This window comes from Micromonospora sp. NPDC005806 (assembly GCF_042871425.1).
GTDB lineage: Bacteria > Actinomycetota > Actinomycetes > Mycobacteriales > Micromonosporaceae > Micromonospora.
This window is the reverse complement of the sequence record NZ_JBIAIL010000001.1, coordinates 440,629-459,835: the sequence shown is the minus strand read 5'-3', so window position 1 is coordinate 459,835 and position 19,207 is coordinate 440,629. Positions and strand designations below refer to the sequence as shown.

Annotated in this window: 19 protein-coding genes; 13 read left to right on the top strand and 6 right to left on the bottom strand. The window is 73.6% G+C overall.

The features are described 5' to 3' along the window. The first annotated feature begins 24 nt into the window (after positions 1–24). A complete protein-coding gene (locus tag ACFYOS_RS02270; protein ID WP_387135071.1) occupies positions 25–1,500 on the top strand; it encodes a pyridoxal phosphate-dependent decarboxylase family protein in 1,476 nt (491 codons plus the stop codon). 189 nt (positions 1,501–1,689) lie between these two features. Continuing rightward, positions 1,690–1,971, top strand: a complete 282-nt coding sequence (locus ACFYOS_RS02265) for a hypothetical protein (RefSeq protein WP_387135068.1) — start codon at positions 1,690–1,692, stop codon at positions 1,969–1,971. 47 nt (positions 1,972–2,018) lie between these two features. Here the strand turns inward: ACFYOS_RS02265 and ACFYOS_RS02260 are convergent, their stop codons facing one another. The 4 genes from ACFYOS_RS02260 to ACFYOS_RS02245 all read right to left on the bottom strand — a co-directional run bounded on the left by ACFYOS_RS02260 (position 2,019) and on the right by ACFYOS_RS02245 (position 5,974). Beyond that, the gene (locus tag ACFYOS_RS02260) at positions 2,019–2,963 is read right to left on the bottom strand and encodes a hypothetical protein (protein WP_387135065.1); all 945 of its coding nucleotides are present in this window, start codon (positions 2,961–2,963) and stop codon (positions 2,019–2,021) included. A gap of 145 nt (positions 2,964–3,108) precedes the next feature. Continuing rightward, on the bottom strand, positions 3,109–4,038 hold the full coding sequence (locus ACFYOS_RS02255; RefSeq protein ID WP_387135063.1) for a hypothetical protein: 930 nt from the start codon (positions 4,036–4,038) through the stop codon (positions 3,109–3,111). A gap of 162 nt (positions 4,039–4,200) precedes the next feature. Further along, positions 4,201–5,412, bottom strand: a complete 1,212-nt coding sequence (locus ACFYOS_RS02250) for a hypothetical protein (RefSeq protein ID WP_387135061.1) — start codon at positions 5,410–5,412, stop codon at positions 4,201–4,203. Continuing rightward, positions 5,405–5,974, bottom strand: a complete 570-nt coding sequence (locus ACFYOS_RS02245; RefSeq protein WP_387135058.1) for a SigE family RNA polymerase sigma factor — start codon at positions 5,972–5,974, stop codon at positions 5,405–5,407. Before ACFYOS_RS02245 ends, ACFYOS_RS02250 begins: the two co-directional genes overlap by 8 nt. 138 nt (positions 5,975–6,112) lie before the next feature. Here ACFYOS_RS02245 and ACFYOS_RS02240 point away from each other — a divergent pair, with 138 nt between their 5' ends. Both ACFYOS_RS02240 and ACFYOS_RS02235 read left to right on the top strand, forming a co-directional pair. Then, complete coding sequence (locus tag ACFYOS_RS02240) at positions 6,113–6,673, top strand: NADH-quinone oxidoreductase subunit B (protein ID WP_387135056.1); 561 nt, start codon at positions 6,113–6,115, stop codon at positions 6,671–6,673. A 35-nt stretch (positions 6,674–6,708) separates the two neighbouring features. Next, entirely contained in the window at positions 6,709–8,025 is a 1,317-nt protein-coding gene (locus ACFYOS_RS02235) for a DUF2252 domain-containing protein (protein WP_387135054.1), read from the top strand. Between the two features lie 16 nt (positions 8,026–8,041). Here the strand turns inward: ACFYOS_RS02235 and ACFYOS_RS02230 are convergent, their stop codons facing one another. Beyond that, positions 8,042–9,088: a glucose 1-dehydrogenase gene (locus ACFYOS_RS02230; RefSeq protein ID WP_387135051.1), complete on the bottom strand. Its 1,047-nt coding sequence runs from the start codon at positions 9,086–9,088 to the stop codon at positions 8,042–8,044. 112 nt (positions 9,089–9,200) lie between these two features. On the opposite strand from ACFYOS_RS02230, the gene ACFYOS_RS02225 reads away from it, so the two are divergent. Beyond that, positions 9,201–9,992, top strand: coding sequence for an NADH-quinone oxidoreductase subunit C (locus ACFYOS_RS02225; protein ID WP_387135049.1), 792 nt, complete (start codon positions 9,201–9,203; stop codon positions 9,990–9,992). After that, complete coding sequence (nuoH, locus tag ACFYOS_RS02220) at positions 9,992–10,954, top strand: NADH-quinone oxidoreductase subunit NuoH (RefSeq protein WP_387135046.1); 963 nt, start codon at positions 9,992–9,994, stop codon at positions 10,952–10,954. The genes ACFYOS_RS02225 and nuoH overlap by 1 nt, the downstream gene beginning before the upstream one ends. A 43-nt stretch (positions 10,955–10,997) precedes the next feature. Here nuoH and ACFYOS_RS02215 read toward each other — a convergent pair whose 3' ends face one another. Next, a complete protein-coding gene (locus tag ACFYOS_RS02215) occupies positions 10,998–12,053 on the bottom strand; it encodes a glutathione S-transferase family protein (protein ID WP_387135043.1) in 1,056 nt (351 codons plus the stop codon). A gap of 92 nt (positions 12,054–12,145) precedes the next feature. Between ACFYOS_RS02215 and ACFYOS_RS02210 the strand changes: the two genes are divergently transcribed. The 7 genes from ACFYOS_RS02210 to ACFYOS_RS02180 all read left to right on the top strand — a co-directional run bounded on the left by ACFYOS_RS02210 (position 12,146) and on the right by ACFYOS_RS02180 (position 19,107). Next, complete coding sequence (locus ACFYOS_RS02210; protein WP_387135041.1) at positions 12,146–12,568, top strand: ester cyclase; 423 nt, start codon at positions 12,146–12,148, stop codon at positions 12,566–12,568. 76 nt (positions 12,569–12,644) lie between these two features. Next, a complete protein-coding gene (locus ACFYOS_RS02205; RefSeq protein WP_387135039.1) occupies positions 12,645–13,235 on the top strand; it encodes a NuoI/complex I 23 kDa subunit family protein in 591 nt (196 codons plus the stop codon). After that, on the top strand, positions 13,232–13,837 hold the full coding sequence (locus ACFYOS_RS02200) for an NADH-quinone oxidoreductase subunit J (RefSeq protein ID WP_387135037.1): 606 nt from the start codon (positions 13,232–13,234) through the stop codon (positions 13,835–13,837). The genes ACFYOS_RS02205 and ACFYOS_RS02200 overlap by 4 nt, the downstream gene beginning before the upstream one ends. Beyond that, positions 13,834–14,184, top strand: coding sequence for an NADH-quinone oxidoreductase subunit NuoK (gene nuoK, locus ACFYOS_RS02195; RefSeq protein WP_387135035.1), 351 nt, complete (start codon positions 13,834–13,836; stop codon positions 14,182–14,184). The genes ACFYOS_RS02200 and nuoK overlap by 4 nt, the downstream gene beginning before the upstream one ends. Positions 14,185–14,195: 11 nt before the next feature. Beyond that, positions 14,196–16,142, top strand: a complete 1,947-nt coding sequence (locus ACFYOS_RS02190) for an NADH-quinone oxidoreductase subunit L (RefSeq protein WP_387135244.1) — start codon at positions 14,196–14,198, stop codon at positions 16,140–16,142. Then, on the top strand, positions 16,139–17,647 hold the full coding sequence (locus tag ACFYOS_RS02185; RefSeq protein ID WP_387135033.1) for a NuoM family protein: 1,509 nt from the start codon (positions 16,139–16,141) through the stop codon (positions 17,645–17,647). Before ACFYOS_RS02190 ends, ACFYOS_RS02185 begins: the two co-directional genes overlap by 4 nt. Continuing rightward, entirely contained in the window at positions 17,644–19,107 is a 1,464-nt protein-coding gene (locus tag ACFYOS_RS02180) for an NADH-quinone oxidoreductase subunit N (protein WP_387135031.1), read from the top strand. Before ACFYOS_RS02185 ends, ACFYOS_RS02180 begins: the two co-directional genes overlap by 4 nt. Positions 19,108–19,207 lie beyond the last annotated feature (100 nt).

The window sequence follows — 19,207 nt, the reverse complement described above, 5'->3', positions numbered from 1 at the left end:
GCACAAGAAAGGCGCCAGAAGGCCATGATCGACGAGGAGGCGGCGGGCGCGCTGCCCGTCAACGGGGTGGCCGCGGAGCGGGTGCTGGCGGAGGTTCGGGCGCTGCGGGCCGGGGATCGGCCGACGCATGGGGGGCGGCTGTTCGCGTATGTCTACGACCCGGGGGTGGCCGGGCTGGACGAGCTGGCGCAGGCCGCGTACGCCGAGAGCGCACACGTCAACGGGCTCGACCCGACCGCCTTCCCGTCCCTGCTGGCGATGGAGAACGCCCTGGTCGGCGCGGCCGCCCGGCTGCTGGCCGGCGGCCCCGCCACGAGCGCCCCGGACGTGGTCGGGAGCGTCACCAGCGGGGGCACCGAGTCACTCATCCTGGCGGTGAAGGCGGCCCGGGACGCCCGGCCCGACCTGGCCGAGCCGCGGATGGTGGTGCCGGTCAGCGGGCACGCCGCCTTCGCCAAGGCGGCCCACTACCTGCGGGTGAAGCTGGACCCGGTCGAGGTCGACCCGGTCACCCTGCGCCCCGGCGTGGCGGACGTGGCCGCCGCGATCCGGCCGGAGACGGTGCTGGTCGCCGCCTCTGCGCCGTCGTACGCGCACGGCGTGGTCGACCCGGTCGCGGAGATCGCGGCCCTGGCGCGGGCGGCCGGGGTGCGCTGTCACGTGGACGCCTGCTTCGGCGGCTGGACCCTGCCCTGGCTGCGGCGGCTCGGCGCCCCGGTGCCGGCGTTCGACTTCGCCGTCGAGGGGGTCACGTCGATCTCGGTCGACCTGCACAAGTACGCGTACGCCCCGAAGGGGGTGTCGGTCCTGCTGCACCGGAACCCGCGGCTGCGGGCGCCGCAGTACTTCGCGTACGCCGACTGGCCCGGCTACACGATGGTCAACCCGGTGATCGCCTCGACCCGCTCGGGTGGCCCGATCGCCGCCGCGTACGCCACCCTGCGCCACCTCGGGGAGGACGGCTACCTGCGGCTGGCGGCGCTGGCCCGGGACGCGGTGGCCGGGCTGGCCGACGCGGTCCGCGGGGTCGACGGGCTGCGGCTGATGGCCGAACCGGCGTCCACCGTGGTCTGCTTCACCAGCGACGACCCGGGTCTCGACCTGTTCGTGCTGGTCGACGAGCTGACCGCCCGGGGCTGGCACACCCAGCCGCAGCTCGCGTACGCCGGCCTGCCGGCCAGCGTGCACCTGACGGTGACCGCGGCGGTGGCCCCCCGGGTGGCCGAGTTCGGTCCGGCGCTGGTCGAGGCGGTCGCGGCGGCCCGGGTGGCCGGGCCGGTCGTGCTGCCGTCGGAGCTGCTGGCCCTCGCCGGGAGCCTCACCCCCGAGGCGCTCACCCCCGAGCTGATCGCCGGGCTGGCCGCCGGCCTCGGGCTGGGCGCCGGTCCGGCGCCGGACCGGATGGCGGCGGTGAACACCCTGCTCGACGCCGCCCCGGTGGCGTTGCGGGAACGCCTGCTGGTGGAGTTCGTCGGGCTGCTGCAACGCCCGACCTGGTGACCTTCGCCGACGCCGAAGGTCCGGTACCACCCCGGTTCGGGGCCCTCGGCGCATGTGGCACAGAACACAATGGAGACGACAGATCAATCGGCATAAGTATAGGCGTCTATGTATATACGGAGGTTATTGGCGGTCTTTCCGATGCGTACCGTTCTCCCCAACGGCACGATCGACACGGGAGGACATGACATGAACGTTCGGAAGATCGCGACGGCCGGTGCGGCTGCCCTGGCGGGTCTGGCCCTGGGCGGGGGTGCGGTGGCGACGGCCGTCGCGGCGATCGGCTCCGGCCCGAGTGTGGCGACCGCGGCGATCGGCCCTGGCCCGAGCGTGCTGACGGCGGCGATCGGCCCCGACCCGAGCGTGCTGGCAGCGGCGATCGGCCCCGGACCGAGTGTGCTTCCCGCCTGGATCCGCGCCGGGGTGACGAAGCTGGCGATCGGTCCCGGCCCCTCGGTGGCGGGGCGCTGACGAACCGAGTCGCCCGGCCGGGGAGCACCCGGCCGGGCGACGGTCGTTCAGCTCGCGGTGACCGTGAACGAGGTGGTGTTGTCGGCGGGGTTCACGTCCTGCACGGGCTCGCACCAGCAGTAGCTCGACGTCACCGTGTACGAGCCGGCGCCCAGTTCGCCCGCCGGGGTCTCGGCCGGAGCCTTCAGGATGACGTCGAAGGTGCGCTGCTCACCGGGCATGAACCGGCCGCCCGGCACGCTGAAGCCCAGGTTCCAGCTCGGGGCGTCCTGCGGCTCGATGTGGTCGACGACGACCCCCTCGGGCAGAGTCGCCTCCACGCCGACGTCATATGACGGGGCGTCGTTGCCGTACCGGACGGTCAGCGGCATCCGGCCCTGCAGGCTGCCGTCGGCGAGCCGGCTCAGGGTGACGGTGCCGGCCGTGGTGCTGGCCCGAAGGTCGCTCTGGACCGCCTGGACGTACGGTCGGGGCTTCTTCAGGCTGCCGTTGGCGGCCCGGAACAGCGTGGTGAAGGCGGCGTTGTCGGACAGTTCGCTGCTGCCACTCCCCAGTACGCCGATCGAGCCGGCGTTCGTGACCATGGCGTACTTCTGCGGGGTCGTCCACACGTGGAAGCCCAGCGTGTAGGTCTGGCTCGCGCCGGCGGGGAGTTCGTCGGCACCGCACTGGATCTGCATCCGGTTCTCCACCAGCCCCCGGTAGAGGCATGGGCCACCGGGGGTGATGGTGGTGTGCGAGGCGCCGGCCGGCTCACTGATGGCCAGCGACGGGTAGTCGGCGACCGCGCCGTTGTTCGTGACGGTCACGGTGAAGGTGCCGACGTACCCCTGGTCGGTCGGGTCGAGCACCAACTGTTGCGCCGTGATGGAGAACGCTCCGGTCGCCTCGGTCGGTGCCGCGGCGGCCGGCGCTGCGGCGGCGAGCAGCGCCAGCGCCGAGCCGAGCAGGCCCGCCGCGATCTGGCGGCCGACGGGCATGGTGATTGACATCAGTGTTTCCTCCCCGTGTCGTGGATGCCGCGCCGTTGCCGATGGGCATTGACCCGCACCGTATCGAAGATCACCGACTGCGTGGGGGTCCGCTGGGACGAAACGGGCCCGGTGCGGTTGCGCCGGGCCCGTCGTCAGCGTCTGGTCAGCTCGCCGTCACCGTGAACGAGGTGGTGTTGTCCGCCGGGTCGACGTCCGGCAGCGGGCTGTCGGTGAAGTAGCCCGCGCTCGCGGTCAACGACCCGGCACCCAGCGTGCCCGCCGGGGTTCCGGCCGGAGCCCGGAGGATGACGTCGAACGTGCGCTCCTCACCCGGCATGAACCGGCCGCCCGGCACGGTGAACGAGTCGGGGAAGCTCGGCATGTCCTGCGGGTCGGTGCCCCACACGATGACGCCCGCCGGCAGGTTCGCGGCCACGTTCAACTGGAACGACGGGGCGTCGTTGCCGTAGCGGACGGTGACCGGCATCCGGCCCTGGAGGCTCCCGTCTGCCTGCCGGGTCAGTTCCACCGCGCCGCCCCGAATGCTGAGGTCCGTCTCGGTGGCCTGCTCATAGCTGCGCGGGTGGCGCAGGCTGCCCGTGGTGGACGCGAACAGGGTGGTGAACCGGGCGGTGTCCGACGGGTCGGTGGCACCCACCGGCGTCACCGCGATCTGCCCGCCCCGGGCGACCATCGGGTAGTCCCGAGCGGTGGTCCAGACGTGGAAGCCGAGCTGGAACGTCAGGCTCGCCCCGGGCTCGAGCCGGCCGCCGTAGCAGCTGGCGACGAGCCGGTTCTCCACCAGCCGCTCGAAGAGGCAGGGGCCGCCGCCGGGCTCGACGGTGGTGAACGAGGCCCCGGCCGGCTCGGTGACGATCAGGTCCACGGTGGTGGCGGCCCGGCCCGGGTTGGTCACCGTCGCGGTCATCGTCCCGACGTACCCCCGGCCGGTCGGGCTCAGGACCAGCGTCTGGGCGGTGATGACGGGCCGAGCCGTGGTCCCGGTCGCGGCGGTGGCGGGCGGCGGCAGGGCGAGCAGGGCCGCGGCCCCGCCGAGCACCGCGCTGGCGATCCGTGCCGTACGTGTGGTCATTGCTGTTCCTCCCGTGATCCCCGTGGGTGGGCGGCGGTGATTCCGTCCGCCGGCACTGGGAACACGCCCCGACCTGGCTGCCCGTTGCGACATCTTTTGTCGTGAATGCGACGCGGGGACCCGGCGCCTGCCGGGTCCCCGCGTCGGTGGTGGAGACCGCGCTCACCCCGTTACCTTCAGCACCACCGAATTGTTCTGCGGAGCCAGGTCGCGCCAGTACCGCCCCTGCGCGTCGAAGTGGATTACCAGCAGGCTCCGCTGACCACCCGGCGGCGCCTCTGGATCGACCTGGAACCGGAAGGTGTACGTCCGGCTCGCCCCGGCCCGCAGGCCGTCCAGGACGCAGGCCTCGGTCGCGTCCGACGGCTTCATCTTGCAGTGGGACAGGTCGCCGCCGGCCGGCTCACCGATCGTGAAGAAGTTGTCGAAGCCGAGCCCGGGCACGTCGACCGGTCCCTTGTTGGTCACCGTCACGGTGACCGACCCGGGGCGCTTCCCGCTGGCGTCGGCCGGTCCGAGGACCAGGTCGCCGGCGGTCAGCTTCAGATCGGTCAGTCGGGGGTCCGTCCGGAACTTCGTCGGCCCCGCCGTCTGGCTGAACCGGGTGTCCGTCCAGGTGTACGTCCGCCACTGCCGCTGCGGAAACCACGCCGGGGTGCTGCAACAGGGCTGGATGTCGGCCACGTGCGCTCGGATCTTCCCGTCGGCTGAGACGGAGAAGTCCGTGATGTCCTCCATCCCCTCGCTGACGCCGACCACCTGGCCCATGGTGATGATCCGCCCACTCTCGTCCCGGTCGAACGCGACCACCTGCTTCGCCGTGGCCTCGGCGTACAGGCAGCCGATCAGGGCCACCGTCTCGAGGGCGCCGTCGCCGTCCAGGTCGCCGTAGCGAGGGTCGCCCAACAGCACCGGCACGGGTTGCTCGATGATTCCCGGTCCTGGATCGAGCCGGACGTCGTTGACGGTGCAGGACTCCGGGGTGTAAGACGGCCAGCTGGGGAGATCGAGGCGAGCGGCCAGCAGCTGAGCGCGGCTGATCCGGCCGTTCGGGGCGGCCGCTGTCGGGCCGACCGTGCTCGGCGTGGGCGACGGGGTGGCGGACGGCGTCGGCGACGGGGTCCGCTCCGACGGGGTCGGTTTGACGCTCTCCGCCGGTGCGGGTGCCCGCCGGTTCTGCAGGGCCGCGTTCGCCGCGACCGGCAGCGCCACCGCGAGCGCCACCACCGCCGCGGTGGCGATCACCGCCCGCCGGCGCCGCCTGCGGACGGTTCGGCGCACCTCGGCCGGCCCGGCCGGCCGCACGTCCGGTGCGTGCGCCTCGCGGAACGCGGCGAACTCGCCGCTGACCAGGATGTCTTCGAATTCAGTCATGGTCTTTCACCTCGTTCGTGCCAGCGAGTTGCGCCGCCAGCGCCGCTCGCCCCCGGTGCAGCCAGGACTTGACCGTGCCCTCCGGCACCCCCTCCTGCTCCGCGATCTGCATGACGGAGAGGTCCGCCAGGTAGTGCAGCACCACCGCGCGGCGCTGGCTGGTCGGGAGCTGGGCGAGCGCGATGGCCAGCGCCACCCGGTCCGGATCGGGACCCGGCACGTGCTCCTCGCGCTGCCGGTGCAGCCAGGACTGGGCGGTGCGCAGCCGGCGCCAGCGGCTGGTGGCGAGGTTCCAGGCGACCCGCCGTACCCAGGCCACCGGGTCGTCGTAGTGGGACACCCGGGACCACCGGGCGAACGCCCGGCAGAAGGCCTCCTGGACCAGGTCCTGCGCCTGCGGCAGGTCGCCGCAGTACGCGGCGAGCTGCAGCGTCAGCGACCGGAAGTGCGCATGGTAGAACGCGTCGAAGTCGATCCCCTCGGCCCGTTCCCGGCGCTCCGGCCGGTCCGCCGTCCCTTCCGGTGGCGGCTCACCGAGCCGCGGTTTCCTCATCACCGTCATCCGGTCCTCCCCGTGCACCGTGGCCGCCGATGCGGTCCACGCCGGTCACACGTGTCGACGCCCGGCCCGGTTGCGTCGGTTGCCGTCTCCGGCGCTGTGGTTGACTGTCGTATCGGGGACAGGTGAGGGAGGCCCGAGGTGCAGTTGCCGGCCGTGCTCGGCGAGCCGATCCGGTTCGTGCTGAACTGGGGCCGCCGCTACTCGCTCTGGGTGTTCAACTTCGGCCTGGCCTGCTGCGCGATCGAGTTCATCGCCACCAGCATGGGCCGGCACGACTTCATGCGGCTCGGCGTCATCCCGTTCGCGCACGGCCCCCGGCAGGCCGACCTTATGGTGGTCTCCGGCACCGTCACCGACAAGATGGCCCCGGCGGTCAAGCGGCTCTACGACCAGATGCCCGAGCCGAAGTACGTCATCTCCTTCGGCGCCTGCTCCAACTGCGGCGGCCCGTACTGGGACTCCTACTCGGTGACCAAGGGGGTCGACCAGCTCATCCCGGTCGACGTCTACGTGCCGGGCTGCCCGCCCCGCCCGGAGGCGCTGCTGCACGGCATCCTCCGCCTCCAGGAGAAGATCGCCGCCGAGGAGGCCGGCCTCGGCGGGGTCAACCGTCCGGACCGGCTCACCTCGCCGGCGGACGCCGCGCCGCGCCCGGTGGAAGCCCTCACCGCCCCACCGGTACGTCCGCCGACCGGCTGAGGCGGCCCTGGCGGGCGGGGTCTAGCCTGCGGGCCATGACCCAGTCCGCGGACAAGCGCTCCGCCTTCATCGTCGACGTGCTGACCGAGGAGTTCGGCGCGTCGATGGCGCTCGACCCGGCCGCCTTCCGCCGCAAGTTCCGCAAGATGGCCGCCTCCCCGTTCGCCTTCTACCGGGGCAGCGCCTCGCTCTTCTACGCCGACCAGCGCGGCGACTTCGGCAGCGACCGGTTCCTCGACGAGCGGACCAGCCGGGTGTGGATCCACGGCGACCTGCACGCGGAGAACTTCGGCACCTACATGAACGGCTCCGGGCAGCTGGTCTTCAACGTCAACGACTTCGACGAGGCGTACGTCGGGCCGTTCTCCTGGGACCTGAAGCGCTTCGCGGCCAGCGTGGCCCTGCTCGGCTACGCCAAGGCGCTCTCCGACCGGGTGATCGGCGAGCTGGTGACCGGCTTCGCCCGGTCGTACCTGACCGAACTGCGGGCCATCGCCGCCGGTGGCGACGACGCGATCGGCTCGATCACCCTGGAGAACGCGGACGGGGTGCTGCGTCGGGTGCTCCAGCAGGCCCGGCTGAACACCCGGGTGGACCTGCTCGCCACGCAGACCACCATCGACAACTACGAGCGCCGGTTCTCCCTCGGCGACGGTGTCTTCGAGATCGACGCCGAGACCCGGGACCAGGTCTGCGCCGCCTTCCACGACTACCTGAACACGCTGCCGACGGCGACCGCCCGGCTGCGCCCGGTGGCCGCCAACATCAAGGACGTGGTGCTGCGCAAGGGCGTGGGCATCGGCTCGGCCGGGCTGCCGTCGTACAACCTCCTGCTGGAGGGGCACACCCAGGCACTGGAGAACGACGTCGTCATCTACATGAAGCAGGCCCAGGTGCCGGCGGTGGCGCGGCACATCGACGACGAGCGGGTCCGGTCGTACTTCCGGCACCAGGGGCACCGGACGGCCGAGTCGCAGCGGGCGCTGCAGGCGCACGCCGACCCGTGGGTCGGCTTCACCGAGCTGGACGGGGTCGGACAGCTCGTCGCCGAGGTCTCCCCGTACGCGGCCGACCTGGACTGGTCCGACGTGAACGAGCCGGAGGAGCTGAGCGGGGTGCTCAGCGACCTCGGCCGGGCGGTGGCCCGGATGCACTCGGTCGCCGACGACGAGTCCAGCCACGACCTGGTCGACTACTCCACCGAGGAGTCGATCGTGGCCCTGGTCGACGCCGACGCGGACGGTTTCGTCGGCTACCTGGTCGACTTCGCGCACGCGTACGGGATCCGGGCCCGTGAGGACCACCAGCTCTTCGTGGACCTGTTCCGCAACGGCCGGCTGCCCGGCATCTGATCCGCGAGCCGGCCGGTCAGGCCTGGAAGTCCAGCACCACCTTGATGTCATCCGGCTGGGGGGCGTACGCGTCGGCGTATCCCCCCACCGGCACCCGCCGGGTGATCAGCGAGTTCAGCCAGCCCCGGTCGGCCCGGGCGAGCGCCTCGGCGGCCAGCTCCCAGTGTCGCCGGTTGGCGTTCACCGAGCCGAGGACGACGTTGTTCTCCAGCACCAGGGCCCGGTTGAGCGCGCCCGGGTCGGATTCGATGGTCCGGCCGCCGCTGGACACGCCGGTGAGGCAGACGATGCCGGTCGGTCCGACCTTGTACATCACGGCCATCACCACGACGGGCGCGCCGGTGCACTCCACCACCACGTCCGGCTCGAAGTCGAGCTCGGCCACCGGCGTCGCGTGGTAGGTGGCGCCGAGCGCGCGGACCAGGTCCGGCTTCGGGCCGGAGGTCGCCCGGTCGAGCACGTGCACCGACAGCTCGCGCTGGGTGGCGAGCAGCGCGGCCAGCAGGCCGATCGGCCCGGCCCCGGTGACCAGCACGGTCTGCGGCTTCCACTCGGCGCGGCGACCGACCCGCTCGATGTGGTCCCAAGCCTTCGCCACCACGCTGGTCGGTTCGAGCAGCATCCCCACCTGGGCGAGGGCCGGGTCCAGGCCGACGGCGAACTTGGGCTGCACCCGCCACCGGTCCCGGGCGAATCCGGGGAGTCCCTTGATGCCGTGCTCCGTGTACAGCCCGTTGCGGCACATGTCCCACTCGTCCACGGCGCAGTTGGTGCAGGGCACCGGGTCGGGATGGCGGACGATGCCGGCCACCAGGTCGCCGGCGTGGAGTCTGCCGGTCGGGTCCTCCAGCACTCGGCCCAGCGCCTCGTGGCCCAGCACCAGCCGTTCCTGACCGGGCGGTGCCTCTCCGTACGACCCGGCGATGATCTCGTGGTCGGTGCCGCAGACGCCGACCGCCAGCGCCTCGACCAGGATCGCCCCCTCCTCCGGGGCCGGCTCGGGCCACTCCTCGGTCAGCCGTAGCGAGTTCGGAACGCCGGGAGTCACAGTCACAGCACGCACGGTGCTCATCTTTCCCTGCCCGGCGGCAGCCCGCCCGCAAAGCAGCGGATCCGGCGGCAGGCACGCGGGCGGCCCGACACGAACCGGGGCCGCCGGCCCTAGGATCAGCGGCATGACTCCGGAAGAGGTCGCCCGGCGGCTGGTCGCGCTGCTCGCGCCCGTGGAGGCCACCGCGTCGGTCTCCGGCGGTCAGGGCTACGCCCGCGCCACGGTGGACGTACCCCCGGCGAACTGGCCGGACGCGGTGCGCGCGGCCCGTGACGACGCCGAGCTGGGCTGCGACTTCTTCGACTGGCTGTCGGCGGTCGACGAACTGGCCGAGGGTTTCGACGTGGTGGCGCACCTCTGGTCCACCCGGCACCGGCACGGGCTGCTGCTGCGCACCCGGGTGTCCCGGGAGGCGCCGGTGGTGGCATCGGTGGTCGACCTGTTCCCCGGCGCGGCCTGGCACGAGCGCGAGACCCACGAGATGTTCGGCATCGGGTTCGACGGGCACGGCGAGCTGCGGCCGCTGCTGCTGCCCCCGGAGTTCGAGGGGCACCCGCTGCGCAAGGAGTTCGTACTCGCCGCCCGGGTGGCCAAGCCCTGGCCCGGCGCCAAGGAGCCGGGCGAGTCGGAGGCCGGCGGTGGCCGCCGGCCGATGCGGCCCCCGGGCGTACCGGCGCCAGGGGAGTGGGGGACGACGCCCACGCCGGCCGGCGCGGCCGGGGTGGGCGAGGGTCCGCGCGGGGGTACGCCGGCCCGGCCGGCCCGGGAACGCCCGGCGCGCCCGGCCCCGGGTGAGCGCCCGGCCCGGCCGGCCACCGGTGAGCGGGCCGTCCGGCCGACCCCGGGCGAGCGACCGACCGGCCCGCCCCGGCAGGAGCCGGCCGCCGACGCCACGCCCGAGGAGGGGGACCACTGATGCCCGCCTGGTTGGAGCTGGTGCTCCGGGTGGTGGGCGTGCTGGTCGCGTTCCTCACCCTGCCGCTGATCGTCGGCCAGACCGAGCACAAGGTGATGGCGCACATGCAGGGCCGGCTCGGCCCGATGTACGCCGGTGGCTTCCACGGCTGGGCGCAGCTCGTGGCCGACGGGATCAAGTTCGTGCAGAAGGAGGACGTCACCCCGCGCGACGCGGACCGGCCAGTGTTCCGGCTGGCCCCCGCGGTGGCCCTGGTGCCGTACCTGCTCGCTCTGCTGGTGATCCCGCTCGGCCCGGGCGACCTGGTCGGGCAGCCGCTGGACATCGGCCTGTTCTTCGTGCTGGCGGTGGTCGGTATCGGGGTGCTGGCGGTGCTGATGTCGGCCTGGGCCTCGGCCAACAAGTACAGCCTCCTCGGCGGGCTGCGCGGCGCCGCCCAGCTGCTCGGCTACGAGCTGCCGCTGGTGCTCTCGGCGGCGTCGGTGGCGATGGCGGCGGGGACGCTCAGCCTTCCCGGCATCGTCGACGCGTGGCGACCGTGGTGGCTGCTCTGGCAGGCGCCGGCCATGGTGATCTTCTTCGTCGCCGGGCTGGCCGAGATCCGGCGGCCGCCGTTCGACATGCCGGTGGCCGACTCCGAGCTGGTCTTCGGCTACATGACCGAGTACACCGGGCTGCGCTTCGCGTTCTTCCTGCTCGCCGAGTACGTCGGCATCGTGGTGATCGCCGCGCTGACCACGGTGCTCTTCCTCGGCGGCTGGCAGGGCCCGTTCGCCGACGCCCAGCTCGGCTGGCTGTGGACCCTGATCAAGGTGTTCGCGGTCGCATTCGTGATCATCTGGCTCCGGGTGTCGTACCCCCGCCTGCGCGAGGACCAGCTCCAGCGTCTCTGCTGGCTGGTGCTGGTTCCCCTCGCCCTGGCCCAGCTCGTGCTCACCGCCGCCGTCCGCCTCGCGATGTAGGCAGGGGCCCGGCTCGTCGCCGAGCAGGGCCCCTGCCGCGCGCTCAGCCGAGGTCGCGCAGCGGGGTGTGCGCCGGGTCGACGCGTTCGTCCGGCGGCGCCGGCAGGGGCGGCGTGCCGTCGCCGAACGGGCGGCCGCCCAGCTCCTCCCGCCCGTGCGGGGTGAGCCAGCCCGACAGGTCGGGGCCGAGCGGGACGATCCCGGTCGGGTTGATGTCCCGGTGCACCTCGTAGTAGTGCCGCTTGATGTGGTCGAAGTCGATGGTGTCGCCGAAGCCGGGGGTCTGGAACAGGTCCCGGGCGTACGCCCAGAGCACCGGCATCTCGGCAAGCTTCTGCCGGTTGCACTTGAAGTGGCCGTGGTAGACCGGGTCGAAGCGGACCAGCGTGGTGAAGAGCCGCACATCCGCCTCGGTGAGCGTGTCGCCGACCAGGTAGCGCTGCCCGGCCAGCCGTTCGCTCAGCCAGTCCAGCCGGTCGAAGAGCCGGTGGTACGCCTTTTCGTAGGCCTCCTGGCTGCCGGCGAAGCCACACCGGTAGACGCCGTTGTTCACGTCCCGGAACACCATCGCGTTGACCTCGTCGATCTCGCCCCGCAGCCGCTCCGGGTAGAGGTCCGGCGCCCCCGGCCGGTGGTACGCCCGCCACTCCGTCGACAGGTCCAGGCTCATCTGCGCGTAGTCGTTGGTGACCACCTGCCCGGTCGGTACGTCCACGATCGCCGGCACGGTGATGCCCCGGTCGTACCCGGGAAACCGGGTGAAGTACGCCTCGGCCAGCCGCTCGATGCCGAGCACCGGGTCCCGGCCACCGGGGTCGAGGTCGAAGGTCCAGCTCCGCTTGTCGTGGGTCGGGCCGGCCACCGCCATCGAGATGGCGTCCTCCAGCCCGAGCAGCCGGCGGACGATGATCAGCCGGTTCGCCCAGGGACAGGCCCGGCTCACCGCGAGCCGGTACCGGCCCGGCTCCACCGGCCAGCCGTCCCGACCGTCGGCGGTGATCCGGGTGGCGATGTAGCGCTGGTCCCGGGTGAACTCGCCGCCCGGCTCGACGTACTTCCCGCCGGTCCGCTCCAGGATCTCGTCGCTCTTGTCGCCCACGCCGCCTCCCGAGGTTGTCGTCCCGTCCCATCATGGTCGCTGCGGCGGCTCTCGACAGGCCGACCGGCCGGGAGCGGGGCTAGGCTGCCGCGGTGACCGATGTGGAGGCGGCGGCCCGACGCTTCATCGCCGACGTGTGGAACGCCGGCCGCGAGGAGAGCGCGTACGACCTGATCGCCGCGGACTGCCCGGGGCTGGGCGGGACCGGGCCGGCGGCCGCGCTGGCCTGGCACCGGGACCGGCGGGCGGCCTTCCCCGACCTCCGTTACAAGATCGTCGAGCTGGTGGCGTCCGGTGACCGGGTGGCCGTGCACTGGCGGGCGGCCGGCACCCAGGCCGGCCAGTTCGGCCCGGTGCCGCCGACCGGCCAGGTGGTCAGCTATTCGGGAGCATCGTTCCTGCGCTTCGACGAGGCCGGCCGGATCGTGGACGTGTGGAGCGTCAACGAGCTGTTCCAGGTGCTCCAGCAGCTCGGCGTCGAGATGATCCCCCCGCCTCCCACCATCGACGTCTGACGGTGGTCGGCCCGCAACCGGGCGATCCGCCGGGTGGTGGTCGCGCGCGACGGGGGCACAGGGCAGGATGGGCGGCATGAGCGAGCGGAGTGGTGCGCGCGGCGAGGGACTGGTGAAGGGGCTGGCGGTCACGCTCCGGACGATGACCCGCCGGTCGACCACCCAGCAGTACCCGGACGTCGCCCCCGAGCTGCCGCCGCGCTCGCGCGGCGTGATCGCCCTGCTGACCGAGAACTGCACGGTCTGCATGCTCTGCGCGCGGGAGTGTCCGGACTGGTGCATCTACATCGACTCGCACAAGGAGGAGGTGGCGGTGCCCGGTGCCGCCCGCCCCCGCCAGCGCAACGTGCTCGACCGGTTCGACATCGACTTCTCGCTCTGCATGTACTGCGGCATCTGCGTCGACGTCTGCCCCTTCGACGCGCTCTACTGGTCCCCCGAGTTCGAGTACGCCGAGTACGACATCAAGGACCTGCTGCACGACAAGGACCAGCTCGGCGAGTGGATGGCCACCGTGCCGCCACCGCCGGCCCACGACCCACAGGGCGAGCCGGCCAAGGAGGAGACCACCGCCGCCCGCAAGGCGTCGGCGCCCGCCGCCCGTCCGGCCCCTTCCGCGGTACGCCCGGAGCCCGGCGCTGAGCAGGGCGGAGGCACGCCGTCATGACGGGTGCGGACGTGCTGCTGCTCGCCCTCGGCGCGGTGGCGGTGGGCGCGGGTGCGCTGGTGGTCGGCACCCGGCACCTGGTCCGGGCCGGCCTCTGGCTGGTGGTCTGCCTGGGCGCACTGGCCGGCGACTACCTGGTGCTCGCCGCCGAGCTGGTGGCCTGGGTGCAGGTGCTGATCTACGTCGGCGCGGTGGTGGTGCTGTTGCTCTTCGCGGTGATGCTGACCCGGGCCCCGATCGGTGCCTCCGACGACCTGGACCGGCCCGGCTGGCCGGCCGCGCTGATCGGCGGGGGCAGCGGCCTCGGCCTCGCGGTGCTGCTGGTCGACGCGTTCCACTGGTCCCGGGTCGACCTGCCCGCGGCGGGCACCGCCGAACGCCTCGGCGAGCAGGTGTTCCGCTCCTGGGTGCTGCCGTTCGAGGTGCTCTCGGTGCTGCTGCTCGCCGCGCTGGTCGGCGCGATCGTGCTGTCCCGCCCGGAGATCGGCCGCTCCGGCCCGGCGGCGGCCGGTACGCCGGCCGATCCCGGTCGGCCGGTCGGCGGCCCGCGTACCGCCCCGGCCCCGGTCGCCGTCTCCGCCGACGAGGGCGGGCGCGCGTGAGGCCGGTCATCCCGTACGTCACCGCCGCACTGCTGTTCGGCCTGGGTGGCTACGGCGTGCTGCGCCGCCGCAACGCCGTCCTGGTGCTGATGGCCGTCGAGCTGATGCTGAACGCGGTCAACCTGATCCTGGTCACCGCCGACAGCACCGTGCGGGCCCAGCTCCCGCACTCCGGCCAGGTCTTCGCGCTCTTCGTGATCGTGCTGGCCGCCGCCGAGATCGGGGTCGGGCTGGCCATCGTGCTCCAGCTCTACCGGCTGCGGGCCAGCGTGACGGTGGACGACGTGCCGCTCACCGAGCCCTCGGAGGGGCCGGCGGCCCCGGCGAAGGATGAGGTGCCGCGGTGAGCGACGGGACCATGGTGACCGGTGCGACCACGTGGCTGGCGCCGCTGCTGCCGGCCGTGCCGCTGGCGGCCGGCCTGGCCGGCCTGCTGCTGCCGCCCGCCCCGCGCGACGGCGCGACGGGCGAGGACCGGGCCCGGCGGGCGGCGATCGCGTTGGGCGTGGCCGCCGCCTCCGTGGCGCTGCTGACCGCGGTGCTCCTGCTGACCCGGACCGACCACCTGGTCGAGGCTTCCACGACCTGGGTGGACCTGGGCGGGCTGCGGGTGACCCTGGGCTACCGGCTGGACGGGGTGGCCGTGCTGGTCGCCACGGCGGTGACCGCGGTGGCGCTGGCCGTCCAGGTCTACTCGATCGCCTACCTCCGGCGCGGTCCGCACGACGACGTCGAGGTCGACCACCGCTACCCGGCGTACGCGGCGCAGATCAGCCTCTTCACCGCCGCGATGCTGGTGGTGGTGGTCTCCGGCGATCTGATCATGCTGCTGGTCGGCTGGGAGGTGATGGGCCTCTGCTCGTACCTGCTCATCGCCCACGACCGCCGGCTGCCCGAGGCGCCGGCCGCCGCGATGAAGGCGTTTCTGGTCACCCGGGTGGGTGACGTCGGTTTCCTGCTCGGCATCGCGCTGCTCGGCGTCTCCGCCGGCAGCTTCCGGATCACCGACGTGCTCGCCCACGACCACTCCACCGCCACCCTCACCGCCGCCTGCCTGCTGCTGCTCGCCGGGGTCGCTGGCAAGAGCGCCCAGTTCCCGCTGCACACCTGGCTGCCGGACGCGATGGCCGGCCCGACGCCGATCTCCGCGCTGATCCACGCGGCCACCATGGTCGCCGCCGGCGTGTACGTCGTGGCCCGGCTCTTCCCGCTCTTCGAACGCGCCCCGGTGGCGCTCGCGGTGCTCGGGGTGATGGCCTCGACCACCCTGCTGCTCGGGGCGTTCGCGGCCACCGCCCAGGACGACATCAAGCGGGTGCTGGCCTGGTCGACGGTCTCCCAGATCGGCTACATGACCGGGGCCCTCGCGGTCGGCTCGCCCACGGCGGCGCTGTTCCACCTGCTCACCCACGCCGCGTTCAAGGCGCTGCTCTTCCTCGCCGCCGGCGCGGTAATCCACGCCGTCGGCACCACGCTGATGTCCCGGATGGGCGGCCTGCGCACCGGCATGCCGGTGACCTTCTGGTGCACGGTGGTCGGCCTCGGCGCGCTCGCCGGGGTGCCGCCGCTCTCCGGGTTCTGGAGCAAGGACGGAGTGCTCGCGGTCGCCGAGGCCGCCGCGCTGGACGGCGCCGGCCCGGCCCCCGGCTGGGTCGGCTGGCTGGTCTGGCTGGCCGGGTTGCTCGGCGTCGCGGTCACCGCCTGGTACGCCACCCGCCTGCTGCTGCGCACCTTCTTCGGCGACACCCGCATCCCGCTCGCGCACCCGCACGACCCACCGGCGCTGATGCGCTGGCCGGTGCTGCTGCTCGCCGTCCTGGCCGCGTTGCTCGGCCTGGCCGCGTTCTGGGGGCCGTTCACCGACCGGATCTTCGCGCCGAGCACCGAGGTCGAGCTGACCGACTTCGGCGTCTCCCTGGTCCATTTCGCCCCGACGCTGCTCCTGCCGCTCGCCCTGCTGCTGGTCGGCGCGGGCGTCGCCTGGGCCGGCTGGCGCCGCGACCCGGCCGCCGACCCGGCCCGCTTCCTGGGCCCGCTGCGGCCGGTCTTCGCCCGGGCGTTCCGGCTCGACGACGTCCAGCATGCCCTCGTCGTACGCCCGACGACCGCGCTCGCCCGGGCCGTGCGCACCGGTGACGAGTTGGGGGTGGACGGCCTGGTGGAGGGGACCGGCCATACCGCGGTGCGGGTCGGCGGCGGGCTGGCCGCGCTGCACCGGGCGGCGCTGCCGCGGGCGGCGGCCGCCGTGCTGGCCGGCGCGCTGCTGATCGGCCTCGCCGCCGCCCTGATCGGGGGGATGGCATGAGCTTCGGACAGTTCCTGCTGATCGCGGTCCTCGCGGTGCCCGCATTGGGTGCGGTCGCGACCGCCGCGACCCCGGGCGACCGGGCCGGACGCCTGGTCGGCACGGCCGCCGCCGGGCTGACTCTGCTCGCCACCCTGCCGCTGGTCGGCGGCGACCACGGCTGGTTCGGCTACGGCCCCCGGCCGGCCGTGCAGCCCTGGCACCAGGTGAACCTGCCCTGGGTGCCCGGCCTGGACCTCCGCTTCCACCTGGGTGTGGACGGCATCTCCTGGCCGCTGGTGGCGCTGACCGCGCTGCTCACCCTGCTCTGCTGCGGGTACACGCTGTGGCGGGTGCCCGAGGGCGGCGGCAGCGGGAAGGCGCTGGTCGCGCTCCTGCTGGTGGTCGAGGTGGGCATCCTGGGCACCTTCCTCGCCCTCGACCTGGTCCTCTTCTTCCTCTTCTTCGAGGTCGTCCTGCTGCCGATGTACGCGATCATCGCCGGCTGGGGTGGCGAGGACCGGCGGCGGGCGGCCCGGAAGTTCACCCTCTACACGCTGCTCGGCTCGGTGCTGCTGCTGGTCGGCGTCTACGTGGTGGTCGCCACCGCTGGCACCGCCGACCTGGTGACGCTGACCGGCGGCGCCGCGCTGTCCCGGGGCACCCAGCTCGCCGCGTTCACCCTGCTGGCGCTCGCCTTCGCGGTGAAGAGCCCGCTCTGGCCGCTGCACTCCTGGTTGCCCGACGCGCACACCCAGGCGCCCACCGTCGGCAGCGTGATCCTCGCCGGGGTGCTGCTCAAGATGGGCACCTACGGCCTGATCCGGGTGGCGGTCGGGGTGGCCCCGGAGGGCGCCCGCTGGGCCGCCCCGGCGCTCGGGGTGCTCGCCGTCGCGGCGATCCTGGTCGGCGCCCTGGTCTGCCTGGCGCAGGACGAGCTGAAGCGACTGATCGCGTATTCCAGCGTCGGGCACATGGGCTTCGTGCTGCTCGGGGTCGCCACCCTCACCGCCACCGGCCTGCAGGCCGCACTGATCGGCAACATCGCGCACGGCGTGATCACCGGACTGCTCTTCTTCCTGGCCGGGGCGGTCAAGGACCGTACGCACACCGGCTCGCTCGCCGAGCTGTCCGGGCTGCGGGAGACCGCGCCCCGGCTGGCCGGGCTGCTCGGCTTCGCGGCGGTCGCCTCGCTCGGGCTGCCCGGGCTGGCCGGCTTCTGGGGCGAGGCGTTCGCCGTGATCGCCGCCGTCCGGCGGGGCGGTGGGCTGTGGACCACCCTGGCCGTGCTGGCCGCGCTCGGCGGCGCGCTGACCGCGGCGTACTTCCTCCGGCTGCTGCGCCGGGTCACCCACGGCCGGCCCAGCCCGGCGGTCGGGCGGCTCGCGCCGGGGCTGGCCGGGGCGGAGTTGACCGCCTGGGCACCGCTCGTGCTGCTCGCCCTCGCCGTGGGCCTGGTTCCCGCCCTCGTCCTGTCCTACGCCTCCGGCCCGGTCGAGGCCCTGGTGGGAGTGGTCACCAAATGAGTCTGGTGCAGAGCGTGGACCACGTGGCGCTGCTGCCGGCGTACCTGGCTGGCGGCACGGCCGTACTCGTGCTCCTGGCCGACCTGCTGGTGGCCCGGGCCGCCGTCACGGTGGCCGTGGCCGCGGCCGGCGCGGCGGCCACTGCGCTCGGCGCGGCCCTGGTCGGCACGGGCGGTGAGCGGCGAACCTTCTGCGTCGGTGCCGACTGCTCGTGGCTGTACGGCGGCCGGGCGGCCCTGGTCGCGGTGGTCTTCGCCCTGCTCACCCTCGGCGTGCTGGCGCTGTCCGGTCCGCTGCTGCGGGCCGGCCGGACGCCGGTGGGGGAGTACTGCTTCCTGCTCGCCTGCGCGCTGACCGGCGGGGTGGTGCTCGGCGCGGCCGGCGACCTGATCACCCTGGTGGTGGCACTGGAGACGCTCACCCTGCCGCTGTACGTCCTGGTCGGGCTGCGCCGGGGCAGCGTGGCCGGCGCCGAGGCGGCGCTGACCTTCTTCGTGGTGAGCGTGGTGGCGACGACGCTGACCCTGCTCGGCGCGGCGCTGCTCTACGCGGTCACGGGCGGGCTGCACCTGGACCGGCTCGGCGCCGCCTTCGCCGACCGGGAGGACCTGCTCGACCTGCCGCTCACCTCGGTCGCCGTGGCGCTGGTGGTGGCCGGGCTGGCGTTCAAGGTGGCCGCGGTGCCGTTCCACGCCTGGGCGCCGGCCACCTACGACGGCGCGCCGCTGCCGGTGGCCGCGTACCTGTCGACCGCGTCGAAGCTGGGCGGGGTGGTGGCCCTGCTCGCGGTGGTGCAGCGGGCGCTGCCGGCCACCGTCACCGGGCCGGTGCTGGCGCTGCTGGCGGTGCTCACCATGACCGTCGGCAACCTGGTGGCGCTGCGCCAGCGGCGCACGATCCGGCTGCTCGCCTGGTCCTCGGTGGCCCAGGCCGGCTACATCCTCGCCCCGCTGGGCGCGCTGGCGCTGGCCGGTGGCCGCACCGCCGACGCCCGCGCCGCGGCGTACGCGGCGGCCGTCGCGTACGCGGTGTTCTTCGTGCTGCTGGAGCTGGCGGCCTTCGCGGCGGTGGTGGCGCTGCGGCCGGCGGAGGGGGACGGTGGCACCCTGGCCGACCTGAGCGGGGCGGCCCGCCGGCATCCGTGGGTGGGTGGCGCCTTCGCCCTCGCCCTGATCGGACTGGCCGGGTTGCCGCCCGGGCTGGCGGGGCTCTTCGCCAAGGTCACCGTGGTCCGCGCGCTGCTGGCCGGGCACGCCGGCTGGCTCGCCCTGGTGGTGGCGGTGAACGCGGTCCTCGGCCTGGCCTACTACCTGCGCCTGGCCGCCACCCTCTACGCCGCGCCCGGACCGGTCACCGCCCGGCCGGCCCGGGTGGTGGTCGTGGCCCTCGGGGTGGCCACCGCGCTGGCCGTGGTGGTCGGCTTCGCCCCGCAACTCGTGCTCGACCTGGCCGCCCGCTGAGCGGGCGTTTCGTCCCTCGGTGCGCAGAGCGCACAGCCGGCCCACAGAAATCCTCAGCCAACTTTCAGCAATGAGCAGGATGGTTGACGGGTACCGGTGG